The 13,915-nt window shown below is 59.1% G+C and carries 11 protein-coding genes; 5 read left to right on the forward strand and 6 right to left on the reverse strand.

The genetic code is table 11. The features are described from left to right. Positions 1-42 precede the first annotated feature (42 nt). The 3 genes from HMPREF9451_RS02770 to HMPREF9451_RS02780 all read right to left on the reverse strand — a co-directional run bounded on the left by HMPREF9451_RS02770 (position 43) and on the right by HMPREF9451_RS02780 (position 2,725). Positions 43-1,950 (reverse strand): heavy metal translocating P-type ATPase, encoded by a 1,908-nt coding sequence (locus HMPREF9451_RS02770; protein ID WP_009138779.1) that lies wholly within the window; start codon positions 1,948-1,950, stop codon positions 43-45. A gap of 83 nt (positions 1,951-2,033) precedes the next feature. Continuing rightward, on the reverse strand, positions 2,034-2,252 hold the full coding sequence (locus HMPREF9451_RS02775; RefSeq protein ID WP_009138780.1) for a cation transporter: 219 nt from the start codon (positions 2,250-2,252) through the stop codon (positions 2,034-2,036). 59 nt (positions 2,253-2,311) lie between these two features. After that, positions 2,312-2,725 carry an ArsR/SmtB family transcription factor gene (locus tag HMPREF9451_RS02780; RefSeq protein WP_009138781.1) on the reverse strand — a complete coding sequence of 138 codons (414 nt, stop codon included), beginning with the start codon at positions 2,723-2,725 and terminating at the stop codon, positions 2,312-2,314. Between the two features lie 234 nt (positions 2,726-2,959). Here HMPREF9451_RS02780 and HMPREF9451_RS02785 point away from each other — a divergent pair, with 234 nt between their 5' ends. From HMPREF9451_RS02785 to HMPREF9451_RS02795, 3 genes are all read left to right on the forward strand, one after another. Then, positions 2,960-3,655 (forward strand): response regulator transcription factor, encoded by a 696-nt coding sequence (locus tag HMPREF9451_RS02785; RefSeq protein WP_040625981.1) that lies wholly within the window; start codon positions 2,960-2,962, stop codon positions 3,653-3,655. A 44-nt stretch (positions 3,656-3,699) separates the two neighbouring features. Next, positions 3,700-5,280 (forward strand): sensor histidine kinase, encoded by a 1,581-nt coding sequence (locus HMPREF9451_RS02790; protein WP_187364028.1) that lies wholly within the window; start codon positions 3,700-3,702, stop codon positions 5,278-5,280. Positions 5,281-5,410: 130 nt separating this feature from the next. Beyond that, a complete protein-coding gene (locus HMPREF9451_RS02795; protein WP_009138784.1) occupies positions 5,411-6,193 on the forward strand; it encodes a TVP38/TMEM64 family protein in 783 nt (260 codons plus the stop codon). A gap of 87 nt (positions 6,194-6,280) precedes the next feature. On the opposite strand, the gene HMPREF9451_RS02800 is transcribed toward HMPREF9451_RS02795, so the two are convergent. Beyond that, on the reverse strand, positions 6,281-8,233 hold the full coding sequence (locus tag HMPREF9451_RS02800; protein ID WP_009138785.1) for an MFS transporter: 1,953 nt from the start codon (positions 8,231-8,233) through the stop codon (positions 6,281-6,283). Positions 8,234-9,336: 1,103 nt separating this feature from the next. Between HMPREF9451_RS02800 and ahpC the strand changes: the two genes are divergently transcribed. Further along, entirely contained in the window at positions 9,337-9,900 is a 564-nt protein-coding gene (ahpC, locus tag HMPREF9451_RS02810) for an alkyl hydroperoxide reductase subunit C (protein ID WP_009138787.1), read from the forward strand. 104 nt (positions 9,901-10,004) lie between these two features. Beyond that, positions 10,005-11,666: an FAD-dependent oxidoreductase gene (locus HMPREF9451_RS02815; protein WP_009138788.1), complete on the forward strand. Its 1,662-nt coding sequence runs from the start codon at positions 10,005-10,007 to the stop codon at positions 11,664-11,666. A gap of 172 nt (positions 11,667-11,838) precedes the next feature. On the opposite strand, the gene HMPREF9451_RS02820 is transcribed toward HMPREF9451_RS02815, so the two are convergent. Next, positions 11,839-12,399 carry a GNAT family N-acetyltransferase gene (locus tag HMPREF9451_RS02820; protein ID WP_009138789.1) on the reverse strand — a complete coding sequence of 187 codons (561 nt, stop codon included), beginning with the start codon at positions 12,397-12,399 and terminating at the stop codon, positions 11,839-11,841. Positions 12,400-12,571: 172 nt separating this feature from the next. Then, complete coding sequence (gene sstT, locus HMPREF9451_RS02825; RefSeq protein ID WP_009138790.1) at positions 12,572-13,807, reverse strand: serine/threonine transporter SstT; 1,236 nt, start codon at positions 13,805-13,807, stop codon at positions 12,572-12,574. Positions 13,808-13,915 lie beyond the last annotated feature (108 nt).

Below are 13,915 nucleotides of genomic sequence, written 5' to 3' on the forward strand. Positions count from 1 at the left end.
CCCGCTTTTAATGCGGGCTTTTTCGGTGTATGGCCTGCGGCTTTATCGGATCGATCGCGTGTTCATGGCGCGCATGGCGTTGAGGATGGCGATTACGGCCACGCCCACGTCGCCGAAGACGGCGAGCCACATGTTGGCGATGCCGAAGGCGGCAAGTATCAAGATGAGTACCTTCACGCCGATGGCGAACACGATGTTCTGATGCACGATGCGCATGGTCCTGCGTGCCAGGCGGATCGCACGGGCGATGTTGCTGGGCTTGTCGTCCATAAGGACGATGTCTGCCGCCTCGATGGCCGCATCCGACCCCATGGCTCCCATGGCGATGCCCACGTCGGCGCGGGTAAGCACCGGCGCGTCGTTGATGCCGTCGCCCACGAAAGCCAGGTTGCCGCGCGCGGAATCCAGGATGCGCTCGACCTGCTCCACCTTGTCGCCGGGAAGCAGCTGTGCATGGTATTCGTCCAGGCCAAGCTTGGCTGCGACGGCACGTGCCACTTCTTTGCGGTCGCCGGTGAGCATGACGCAGCGCTCGACGCCTGCGGCGTGCAAGTCGCTAATCGCCTGGACGGCATCGTCTTTCACCACGTCTGCAATCACAATGTGGCCGACGTACGAGCCGTCGATGGCGACGTGCAGAATAGTGCCAGTGAGTTCGCAGTCGTGCCAATTGCTGCCGTGTGCGCTCATAAGGCGGTCGTTTCCTACCAAGACCACATGCTCGTCGATCTTCGCGGAAACGCCATGGCCTGACTCTTCGGTGGCCTGTGCGATGCGAGCTTGGTCGATCGTGCCGCTGTATGCCTCTTTGACAGAGACGGCGATGGGGTGGTCGGAGAACGCTTCGGCGTGCGCGGCCATGGAGAGCACATAATCGGGATCGACGCCGTCCTGGGCGTGGATGGCCACCACGTTGAAGGTTCCGTTGGTAAGCGTGCCGGTTTTGTCGAACACCACGGTGTCCACTTCGGAAAGCGCCTCGAGGTAGTTTGATCCTTTGACCAAAATACCCAGCTTTGAGGCACCGCCGATGCCGCCGAAAAACGACAGCGGCACGCTGATGACCAGGGCACACGGGCAGCTCACCACGAGGAAGGTCAGGCCGCGCAAAATCCAGTCGGACCAGGCGCCCATGCCCAGAAGCGGCGGGACGATTGCGATGGCAAGCGCCGCGAGGGTGACGATGGGCGTATAGACACGCGCGAAACGCGTGATGAAGTTTTCCGTATGGGCCTTTTTCTCGCTGGCGTTTTCCACAAGCTCGAGGATGCGGCTTACGGTGGAGGCGCCGAAGAGCTTGGTGGTGCGTACGCGTAAGACGCCCGTCATGTTGATGCAGCCCGAGATAACCTCCGCACCCTCCTCGACATGGCGGGGCACGGACTCGCCGGTGAGGGCGGCGGTGTCAAGCTGCGAGGCTCCTTCGACCACAACGCCGTCGATGGGCACGCGTTCGCCAGGCTTGACTACGATGACGTCGCCGATTCGCACTTCGTCGGGATCAACCTGAACGAGCGCGCCGTCGCGCTCGATGTTGGCGTAGTCGGGGGCGATATCCATCATGGCGGCGATGGATTTGCGGCTCTTGCCCACGGCATAGCTCTGGAACAGTTCTCCCACCTGATAGAAGAGCATGACGGCGGCGCCTTCGGCCATGTGCGGATCGGCATCGGGGAAAAACACCATCGCAAACGCGCCGATCGTGGCCACGGTCATGAGGAAGCTTTCGTCGAATGCCTCGCCGCGGCGGATATTGCGCCATGCCTTGAGTAAGACGTCGTGCCCGGCGATAAGGTAGGGAACGAGGTAAAGCACGAAGCTGGCGTAGAGAGCTCCAGGCTCGCCGAAGACGGCAGTCAGTACTCCGAGCTTGTCGACGGCCATGACGGCGAAGAAGAGCGCGAGGGCGATAAGGATGCGCCTGAGCCACTTCTTTTGTTTCTTGTTCATGGGTTGATTCTCCAATCGGTGGTGCCGCCGGCATAAAAAGAGACGCGTTTTGCGACGACGATGCCGCGGCGGGCGTGGATGCGCTAGCGCACGATCTCGCAATCGGGCTCTATGTCGGCGGTAAGCTTCACCACGGATTCGAACACGTTTTCGAAGGTTTCGTCTGCGGCTTCGAGGGTGAGTTTCTGCGTGAGGAAGTTGACCTTGGCGTCCGTGACACCGTCGAGCTTCTTGATGGCGTCTTCGAGCTTGCCGGCGCACACGGCGCAGTCGATTTCGTCGAGTTTGAAGGATTTGCGCATGGTTGTTCCTTTCTTCCGGCCGCATTATGCGGCGATTTTTCGGGCGATATACGGGGCTTTTATTCGCAGATGTGGGAAAGACCCTGGTCGAGAATGGTCTGTACATGGTCGTCGGCCAGCGAGTAGCAGATGCTGCGGCCGTCGCGCCGGAATTTCACGAGGTGCGCCTGCTTGAGGATGCGCAGCTGGTGAGAGACCGCCGATTGAGATGCCCCTATGGCTTCGGCGATTTCGTTTACGCTGAGCTCGTCGATCAAGAGCGCGTAGAGAATCTTGATGCGGGTGGTGTCGCTGAATACCTTGAACAAGTCGGCGAGGTCGTACAGCAGCTCCTCCTCGGGCATGCTTTCAATGCCATTCGCATGCTCCGAAGATGTGCAGCCGGCGTGTGTCGAAAAGACGGTGCTTGGCTCCGCGATGAAGGCCTCGGTTTTTTTCGCGACAGAATCCTGCGGGAATTCGTTGTTTAACATACTAGCTCCATTCATATGAACATATGCTCATATATCCAATACCGCTATTATATGAACATATGCTCATATGTCAATGTGCAAAATGCGGGAGTCCGAAGGGTCCATGAGCGATTGCGGGGCTATGCCGTTCTTTGTCGGACTCTTGTAGATGAAAAGTTGAGAATTGGGCGGTATCGTGTCGATGTGCGATGTGCGATGTGCGCCCGTGCGTCGCGCTTAGAAAGAGGACGGAAGGTGGATTCAACGGTGGATGCAGAGAAAAAGCCGCTCGTTTTGATCGTCGACGATGAGCGCGATATTGCCGACATGCTCAAGAGCTATTTCGAGATGTCGGGCTATCTTGCCACGGTCGCGTTCGACGGTGCCTCGGCGCTCGAGAAGGCGAAGCGCTCGCCCGACGTCATTCTTCTTGACGTCGGCCTTCCCGATATAGACGGTTTCTCGATATGCCGCATGCTGCGTGATGTCCACACCTGTCCGATCATGTTTCTGACGGCGCGCGTGGAAGACGCCGACGCCATTGACGGCTTCGCCGCCGGCGCGGACGATTACGTGACCAAGCCGTTTTCGCTCGAAGTACTTGGCGCCCGCGTGAAGGCCCAGCTGGCAAGGGGGGAGCGTGCGAAGAGGGCGAGCGCCGTTCGCATAGACGACACGCTTTCCATAGACTACGCGGCCATGACGGTGCGCGTCTACGGCAAGCAGGTGCAGCTGGCGCGCAAGGAATACGAGATCTGCACGCTGTTGTCCAAGCATGCGGGGCAGGTGTTCGACCGCGACATGATATACGAGCGCGTTTGGGGCGCTGAAGGCGATTCCTCCGTGGTGACAGAACATGTGCGCCGGCTCCGTCGGGCGCTTGCGGCGGCTGGTGCCGAAAAGGATTACATCAAGACGGTGTGGGGAGTGGGCTACACATGGCAGAACTAGAAGAACAGGCAATGCCGTCGAGAAAGAAGAGGGTCTTCGCATGCATGAGGCACCCTGTCCGTTCCCTTCGGAGCTATCTTGACGCCTGTTCGGTGAAAAGCGCCTTTTTCTTCTATGCGCTTATCGGGTCTCTTGCGGCGTTTGCCATTTCTGCGGTCGCGAGCATGGCGCTCGCCTCGCTATCGGAAGACGTGCTCCTCAACGGCAGCGGGGTCTATCCTGGGCTGTATATCTACGACGAAGAGGAGAACGCCCTTGTTAAAGCCGAGGATATGAGCTGGTACGAAGCGGCCGAGGGCGAGTTTACGAACTACGCCAATGGTGACGAACCCATCGTTGTCGAAGGGGTGTCCTTGTATATAGAAAGCCGTCTGAGCAAGTCGGAATCGCGCTATCGCTACGTCATCCCTTTGAATGACGTGCCCAAGGAGGCCGAAGGGATTGTGGTGCACGATATGGACGAGCGAATCGTCGACCAAGGAGAAGCGCGTGATACGAGCATCCCTCTCGACGAGCTTCCGGCCTATGATGCGGCGGCCAACGCCCAGCGAGGCAACGCAGTCGCATTGGAAGCGCAGCTTCCGTCCGATTCCGAGGGAAACCGCCCGGCTGCGTCTCTTGTGGGGTATTACGTCTACGTTCCGACGACGGGTCCAGCTTATCAGGCCATAAACCTCTCGATTATTGTGATGGTTCCGATTGTGTTCGGGGTGTGTTTCATCTTGGCAAGCCATGCCTTTTACAAGCGAAAGCTCCAACGTCCCATCCAGGCGATGGACGAAGCGGCACGTCGTATTGCCGAAGGAGACCTCTCGGTTTCTATGCCTGCGCCTTGTGCGGGCTCGAAAAGCGAGCTCGACCGCTTGTGCGCTTCGTTCGAAACGATGCGCGACGCTCTTGAGCGCAACAACAAGGCCATGTGGCGCATGGCCGAGAATCGCCGTAAGGTCAACGCGGCGTTCGCCCACGATTTGCGTACGCCGCTTACGGTGCTTAAGGGGCGCGCCGAGATGCTGTCCACCTTCGCCCCCGAAGGCCTGGTGGACGCCGAGCAGCTCGCCGAGGCTTCAAGCGCCATGACCCGTCAGACCGAACGCTTGCAGCGCTACGTCGAGTCGATGAAAGACCTGGTGGATATGAACGAATGCTCGGTCGCGCCGCATGCGGGCAACGTGGGCGTGTGGTTCGTGCGCGCGGCTGCCGAAGCGTCGGATTTGGCGCATGCTGCGGGAAAAGACTTCGAGGCGAAGGCGAAAGGCCTGCCTCGTTTCGCGAGCTTCGACGATATTGCGCTGTCGCGCGTGGTGGAAAACATTCTGTCGAACGCGTTGCGTTATGCAGACTCTAAGGTGAGCCTTGCGTGCGAGTGGGACGAAGGGGTGCTTACGGTGCGCGTTTCCGACGACGGCCCCGGCTTTGCCGACGACGCGCTTGCCCACGGCTGCGAGCCCTTTTGGCGCGAGGCCTCCGAAAAGCGTCGCGAAGATTCCGTTCATTTCGGCCTGGGTCTCAACATCTGCGCAGAGCTGTGCGAGAAGCACGGAGGCGGCGTGAAACTGTCGAACGCGGAATCGGGGGGCGCCGTGGTGGAGGCGTTTGTGGAAGCGCCGCTTGCGGACGAATAGCGTTGCTCCTGCCGGAGTGGCTCGTCAGCGCACCGTTGCTTTTCGTTGATGTTGAGTTGATATTCGCTTTCTAGACTTTTCAGTATCAGGAAATACCCGGCCCTTGCGGCGGAACTGAAAGGTTTTGGCAATGAAGCGGAAAGTATTGGGGAAACACACGATCGAAAAGCGACATGTCATTTTTGGAGTTGCCGCATGCGTAGCCTTGCTGGCCGTGGCGGTCCCTCTCGTTCTCTATGGCCCCGATCTCTTCATGTTTTTTGCCGATGGAGAGCGTGTGCGCGCATGGGTGGACGCTCAGGGGGCTTTCGCGCCTCTTGCCATGGTGGCCCTGATCGTGGTGCAGATCGTGGCGGCCGTGCTTCCGGGCGAGCCGCTCGAGCTGGGCGCGGGCTACATCTTCGGGTTCTGGGAAGGCACGGCGCTGTGTATGGCGGCGGGCTTGGTGGGTACGTTTATCGTGGTGACGCTGGTGCGCACGCTGGGCATGAAGGCGGTGGAGCTGTTCTTCTCGCGCGAGAAGATAGAATCCATGAAGTGGCTGCAGGATTCCGCCCGTTTCGAGCTGCTCATGTTCGTGTGCTTCCTTATCCCGGGAACCCCGAAAGACGTGATGACCTATGTGGCGGGCCTGACGAGGTGTCCCGTGTGGCGCATTGCCCTGATCACCACGGTGGGGCGCATTCCTTCCATCGTTTCTTCGACGATGGCCGCGGGCTTTGCGGCATCGGGCGATTGGGTGGCAAGTGCCGTGGTGGTTGCCTTGACGGCGGCCTTCGCGGCGGCGGGCGTGGGCCTGTATGCCGCGATTGCGCGTCGAGAGCGCAAGAAGGAGCAAGCGGCGCGCATGGATGTGGTGGCGCGTTCTTCGACGCAGGAAGCGTCGAAGCCCGAAGAACGTCTGGCTGCTTAGAAGCAGGAAGGGCCGCCGCACTGTTTGGGTGCGGCGGCCCTCTTCTTGGACGATTGCCGTTGAATGCGTCTTTTCTGCGGGTGTTCGCTATGGGCGAGGCATGACGCCTGCTGCTCGTTCCATGGCATAGCGGATGATGGCAGAGCGGTTCACCGTTCCTACGATGGCCCCATTGCGCACGATGGGGACTTTCTTCAGCTTGTGTTGGGCAAGAAGCGTGCATGCGTCTTGCAGCGTGGCATCGTAGGGAAGGGCAATCAACTTGTCGGTCGCCACGGTCTTGACGGGAAGAGATAGAAGTTCGCGCAGACGGTCGTCGAAGGTGCTTCCGTCGGCGAGCGCTATGAGCGAGTACGTGTTCATGAAAAGCGGATGCTTGTCGGCGAGGTAGCGGATGATGTCTCCGTCCGAAAGGTATCCCACGCCGCGTCCGTGCTCGTCTACGACGGGCATGCCGCTGACGTTTCGTTCGGCGAACTGTTCCATGGCGAAGGCGACCGAGGCGTCTGCGGGAAGCGTATAGGGGATCGCTTCGACGATGTCTGCGAGTTCTTCGGAGACCATGCCGGCCGAAGGCTTGGATGCAGCGGCGCCTTGGTGCGCGTGGCCCGATTCTTCTTTCTTCGCGCGCATGGCGACATGCTTCGAATGCATCTCTGCCTGCGAGCGTTTCTTGGCGGCTCGGGCGTAGACGAACGCGACGGCGAACCCGAGGAAGGCCACGAGGGTGGCGACCACCATGGCGTTCGAGAAGCCCTGCGCGGTTGCAATTTGGGCATTTGCTCCGTCAGCAAGCGCGTTCGATTGGGCGGATGCGAGGATGCCTGTGTAAAGCGAGGGGCCGATGCAGGCGGCAATTTGCACGAACGTGGTGGAAAGGGCTACGCCGAAGGGATGCTGCTCGGGCGGAAGCGTGCGAAGGCCCGCTGTTTGCGATGGGGAAAAGACCAGGCCAATGCCGGAAAATGCGAGGATTGACCCCGCAAGCATCGCGGCGAGTGAAAGCGACGGGGCACCGATTGCCATAATTGCAAATCCGACGGTTGCGATGGCGAAGCCGGCGGGAAGAAGGGGCCATTCGCCGCGTTTGTCCATGATCCGTCCGCCCAAAAGCGTGATAAAGGTGTTCGCAAGCACGGGAGCGAGCATGATGACGCCTGCAAGAAACGCCGTGGTACCGAGCGCTCCTTCGAAATAGAGCGGCAGCAATACGCTCATGGAAAACGTCGACATCATGGTGATGGTGACAAGCACGAGCGTGGGCCAGAACGTGATGCTTTTCGCGGGCGCGAGGTCGATCAGGGGATGGGCGCAGCGCAGCTGCCGTAGGATGAAAACGACGACGCACAGAACCGCTGCGGCAAGCGAGGCCAGGGCGACAAGGGGGGTTATCGTAAGCTCTGCCAGACCGAAGGACAAGGCGAACAGGCCGACCGAGGAAAGCGCCACCGAGGGCATGTCAAGATGTGCCGGGCTGGTGTCGAGGTTCTTGACGAAGAAGAAGCCCAAAACGGCCAGGATCGCCATGGCGATTGCGGGAACCAAAAAGACGTTGTGCCATCCGAGGGCGGTTACGATGCCGCCGCATATTACGGGCGCGAAAGCGGGTCCGAAGGTGATCATGCAGCTGCCGATGGACATGAAGGTGCCCAGCTTGTTCTTCGGCGTGACGGCGAGGATCGTGTTCATCATCATGGGGATGAAGATACCCGTGCCGATTGCCTGGATGAGGCGCGCGATGAGCAGAAGCGTGAAATTCGGGGCGAGAAAGCCTAGGATGGAGCCTGCGAAGCTTAGCGCCGAGGCGGAGAAGAACAGGGTGCGCAGCTTGAAGCGGCGATAGAAAAACGCCATGCAGGTAACCACGATGGTGGCGACGATCATATACCCAGTGACGAGCCATTGTGCGGTGATGGAGTCGACGCCGTATTCGCCCATGATGGACAAAAGCGCCATGTTGACGAGGTTTTCATTGAAGCCGGCGAGAAACGCGCTGCCGTATAACACAGCAAGCAGCATGACGAGGGGTTTTCCCTGCATGAAGAATCCTTTCATGTTCAATTGTTCGAAAGATTCGTCAGAACGAGGCGCGAAGCGCAGACTTGACGACGGCGTGATGCGTATCGAGAGGCGCATCCCACGCAGCTATTGTATCGAAATCGTTTTCGCCTTCGTAATAGGCTCTCACGAAAGATTCACAGCAGGAAAACGCGAAACGGCGCGCAAGGGGGTCAGCGCGCCGTTCGCTCTCGGAGAAGCAAGGTGTATTTCACATGCGCGAAACGGTTGTGTCTGGGTGATACGTTTCGCGCGTCGAAGGCGATTTCCTCAGGAGATGGAGGTGTTTTGTGTGGAAGTTACCTTCGGGTAACTTTATACCAGGGCGATTTAGCCCGGTCAAGCGTTTCAAACGGTTCGTACGCGAATTCTTCACAACGCGTCGCGGCCTCGCAGTAGTGCCGCGGTTAAGCGGCGCATCGTGGCTGGGGCGGCGACTGCGCGGCTGGGGCGGCGTTGCGGCTGAACGGCTGCATCGCGACTGCAGGGCAGCGGCGTGGCCGTCGTCCATACTAAAACGGTCGTTTGTGCAGCCGAAACGCACCTTTTGACGAAATAGTATGGATTCGTCCCGCACATTGGATTCCCATACGCGTATCAGCTTGCAAAACACCAGGTCAGAGACTTGTGGTTGTTTCCTTCGGGAAAGAAGGCCCGTCGCATCCATACTATTTCGTCGTTTCGTGCATTTTCTCTGCGCAAATGCACGAAATAGCATGGATTGCCGGACGTCGGATTGTTTTGGGGTCCGAGGGTGCGACGTCGGACTGCTTTGGGGCCTGGAAGTGCGACATCGGATCGCTTTGGGGTCCGAAGGCGCGACGCCGAGCCGCTTCGGGCTACGGGATTCGAAAGCGAAACGCTGGGCTGCCCCATAGGTCGGAGGCGAGGCGGTGTGCTTCGTGGGCGTCGGAGGGGGAGCCGCTTTACAGCGCACGCGCCGCCTGAGCGATAAATGTTATAAAAGTAGTTGCAATTAAAAACGAATCGTGTAGAATAAGGCCTGTCACCAAGTAAGACATATCTAACACAGTATATTATCAGCGCTTTTGCCCACGAAAGGGCACCATGAAAAGGAGAACGCCATGTCTTTGATTAACAAAGAGATTTCTGATTTCACCGTGGAAGCTTTCCATAACGACGATTTCAAGACCGTCACCAAGCAGGACGTGCTGGGCAAGTGGAGCGTCTTTTTCTTCTATCCCGCAGACTTCACTTTCGTCTGCCCGACCGAGCTTGAAGACCTTGCCAACAAGTACGAGGAATTCCAGAAGATCGGTTGCGAGATTTACTCCGTCTCCACTGACACCCACTTCGTGCACAAGGCATGGCATGACGAGTCCGAGCGCATCAAGAAGATCCAGTATCCCATGCTCGCCGATCCCACCCATGCTCTCGCCAAGGATTTCAAGGTTCTGATTAAGGAAAACGGCCTGGCTGAGCGCGGCACTTTCATCGTCGATCCCGAGGGTCGCATCCAGTCCTACCAGGTCAACGCGGGCGGCGTTGGCCGCAATGCTGACGAGCTGCTCCGTCTTGTCCAGGCGTGCCAGTTCGTTGCCGAGCACGGCGACCAGGTCTGCCCCGCGAAGTGGCAGCCGGGCGCGGAGACCTTGAAGCCGAGCCTCGATTTGGTCGGCCAGCTGTAAGTCGGGACTGCGGTCTCAATGACGTCGATGCTACGTGCGACGATAAAATGAAGACAACGAAAGGAGGCTGCGCATGCGGCCTCCTTTTCTACGAAGGAGCCATTATGGATATGAAGAATTTCTACGACGCCGTCATTGTGGGCGGTGGTCCGGCAGGCCTGACCGCGGCATTGTATCTGGCGCGGGCGCGCATGCGCGTTCTTGTGGTTGAAAAGGATCGCTTCGGCGGGCAAATTGCCATTACGTCGGATGTCGTGAACTATCCGGGCGTTGCTAAAACGAGCGGCGCCCAGCTGACAGAGACCATGCGATCTCAAGCGGAATCGTTTGGCGCCGAGTTCATGGCGGCCGAAGTGCTCGAACTGGATATGGACGGCGACGTGAAGACCGTGCGCACCTCGAAAGGCGAGGTGCATGCGTTCTCCGTTCTTCTTGCCACGGGTGCTCGTCCGCGTCGCGCGGGCATTGACGGCGAGGACCGTTTTGCCGGTCGCGGCGTGGGCTATTGCGCAACCTGCGACGGTGAATTCTTCGAGGGCAAAGAGGTGTTCGTGATCGGCGGCGGTTTCTCGGCGGCCGAGGAGGGCGTGTTTTTGACGAAATACGCCGATCACGTGACCATTCTCGTTCGCGGCGACGATTTCACCTGTGCGCCCGGCGCAGCGGCCGCTGCACGCGAGCATGAGAAGATCACGGTTCTCACGAACACCGAAGCGGTTGCAATCGAGGGGGACGACCTCATGCGCGCACTGCGCTACCGCAATCGGGTCACCGGGGAAGAGGGGTGCTACCGCGCTCCCGAGGGCGATACGTTCGGTCTGTTCGTATTTGCGGGCTATGAGCCGTCTACCGAGCTTGTACAGAATCTCGTTGAGCTGAGCGAGCGCGGCTACGTTGTCACCGACGAAGGCCAGCGCACCCAGGTCGAAGGCCTCTATGCCGCGGGAGATGTTTGTGTGAAAGATCTTCGCCAGGTGGTCACCGCCACGGGGGATGGGGCGAAAGCCGCCGCGTCGATGGAGCATTATGCGGCCGCCATGCAGGAGAAGACGGGGCTTGTGCCTCAGCGCCCCGTTTCCGAACAGGCCGATAAGCGCGGCGCTGCCGAACAGGGAGCTGCAGGGCGAGAGGTCTCGCCGAAAAGCTCTTCGTCAGATGCGCAGGCGCTTTTCGACGAAGGCATGCGCGCTCAGCTTGATGCCGTGTTCGCCCGCATGGCGACGTCCGTAACGCTTGAATTGCACGGCAACCAGACTGCCGTTTCTTCCGAATTGTCCGACTACGCCCATGCGCTTGCCTCCCTTGGCAATCGCGTGAATGTCGTATGCGGGGAGGGCGTCTCAGAAGACGAGACGGCGTTCGTTCGCGTGCTGCGTGAAGATGGGTCCGACAGCGGTCTTGCCTTCCACGGTGTGCCGGGAGGCCACGAGTTCACGTCGTTCGTGCTGGGTCTCTACAACGTTGCCGGTCCCGGCCAGCCGCTTGATGATGCGGTGCGCGAACGCATCGCAGCGTTGGACGGCCCGGTCGATGTCAAGGTGATCGTCTCGCTTTCGTGCACGATGTGCCCCGAGACGGTTGTTGCGGCCCAGCGCATCGCTGCCGAGAACGAAAACGTCCGCGCCGAGGTCTACGACATCGCTCATGCGCCCGAGCTTAAAGAGCGCTACAACGTGATGAGCGTGCCGTGCGTCGTGATCGATGACGGAGAGCAGGTGCTGTTCGGCCGCAAGAACATCGAGCAGCTGCTCGATGCCTTGGCGTAAGTTTGCATAATCGCCGGAAAGTGCGTTCGAATACGGTTTCCGCGCGATTCCGGGGGCTAAAGCCTCGATGAAAGACCAAGACGGCTCCGTTATGCCGAAAGACTGCGGGGCCGTCGTTTTGTCTGCTCCGTCATCCTTGAATCATGCGGGCGGCTCCAATCGTGCGGACGGTTTATAGTGCGGGCGCATCGGCGTTGCAGTCTGGGAAGAGGGGGTATTCGAGTTGGCAGTCGTACGGTTCTTTTTCGACGTGCCGCAGGCTGATGTATTTCGCGTCAACGCAGCCCATAGCCTTGTAAAACGCCTGGGTTTCGATGGCCGAATGTGCCGAGAGGTAAAGTTTGCACGCGCCTTTGCTTCGCGCCCATTGGGCTGCTGCCCGGAAAAGTTCTCGGCCAATGCCTTGCCCGCGCGCGTCTGCGGACACGAAGAGGTCACGCAAATCGAGGTATTCGTTATCGGGACCGAGCGCCTTTGCATCGACGGTTACGAACCCTTTAAGGACGTTGCTCTGCATCGCGCCGTAGACGAAGCCCCCTCGCAATGAGAGATCCTTCATATGCCCGATGAGTTCGCGATAGTCCTCTTCGCTCCAATCATCGACGAAGGGGTCGGGTCCGATGACCCATTCGCCGCCTTTTCTGCGACGGCAGAGCGTGACTTCTTGACGGCGGATGAAGCCCCGAAAAAGCGCCCTGTCGATTTTGTGCTCCTCGATGATACGGTAGTTCACTGCGCGGCTCCTTCTGAGCGGTTTCGGGGAAAGCCCGCTCGTACGAAGAAAGAATTTGGTTTGAAAATGCCTTGGATACAGAAAGCTTCAGGCGAAAGTCTCCTGAGCAGATGATCTCGGATAAAGAAAAAGCCGCTTGAAGCGGCTTTTTCCTCCGGGTGTAAAGCGAAGATTATTTCTCCCATTCGCTGTAGTCGATTGCCTTGCCGGCTTTGCGGCGTTCGCGATATTCGGCCGCTGCGGTGAACAAAACGTCGGTGGACGAATTCAGCGCGGTTTCGCAGGAGTCCTGAATTACTCCGATGATGAAGCCGACGGCCACGACCTGCATGGCGATGTCGTTGCCGATGCCGAACAGGGAGCATGCGAGCGGAATGAGCATGAGCGAACCGCCCGCGACGCCGGACGCGCCGCATGCAGACACGGCGGCCAGCACGGACAGAATCACGGCAGTGGGAAGGTCGACGCTGATTCCCAGGGTGTTGCTGGCGGCCATGGCCATGACGGTGATGGTAACCGCCGCACCTCCCATGTTAATGGTGGCACCCAGGGGAATGGAGACGGAATAGACGTCTTTATCCAGCTTGAGCTTGCGGCACAGCTCCATATTGACGGGGATGTTCGCTGCGGAGCTGCGGGTGAAAAATGCGGTCAGGCCGGATTCCTTGATGGTGCGCAGAACCAGCGGATAGGGGTTCTTACGGGTGCAGGCGTACACGACGAGCGGGTTGGCGACGAAGGCGAGGAAGAACATGCAGCCAACGAGCACGAGCAGCAGCATGCCGTACTCGGTGAAGATTTCCAGGCCGTTGGTGGACACGGCGGTGTAGACCAGGCCGAAGATGCCGAAGGGAGCAAGGCTGATAACCCAGCGGACAACGTGGCTCACGGCGTCGGAAACGTCGGTGAAGACCTTCTTGGTTGCCTCGGAAGCGATGCGCAAAGCCACGCCCAGAAGCACGCCCCATGCAAGGATGCCCAGGTAGTTTGCGTTGACGAGCGCATCGACGGGATTTGCCACCACGTTCATGATCAGCGTGCCCAGGACTTCGCTGACACCCTCGGGCGAGGCGTTCTCAGCCGCTTCGAGGCCGGTGAGGGTAAGCTCGATCGGGAAAAGGTAGCTTGCGATGACGGCAACGAGCGCCGCAATAAAGGTGCACAGAATGTAGAGCACGATGATCGTCTTCATGGAGCCATCTGCACGTGCGTTCGTGAGGGCGGAGATGACCAGGAAGAATACCAGGATGGGAGCGACCGCCTTCAGGGCGCCTACGAACAGGGTTCCGAAGATGCCGATCCATTCAAGCGTCGGTGCTACGACGCCGAGTACGGCGCCAAGAACGAGGAATACGAGAATTCGCTTGATGAGGTTTATCTCGTTCCATTTTTGCCAGATTTTCTTCACCACACATCCTTTCGACAATCGATGGGATCGCGGCGCGACTGATTCGAATTCCTGCGAGGCAGTCGCGCTGGCCACCGAAAAGTAACAATGTTTGCGTATCATATCGTT

Origin of the sequence: Slackia piriformis YIT 12062 (assembly GCF_000296445.1) — a bacterium.
Classification (GTDB): Bacteria; Actinomycetota; Coriobacteriia; order Coriobacteriales; family Eggerthellaceae; genus Slackia; species Slackia piriformis.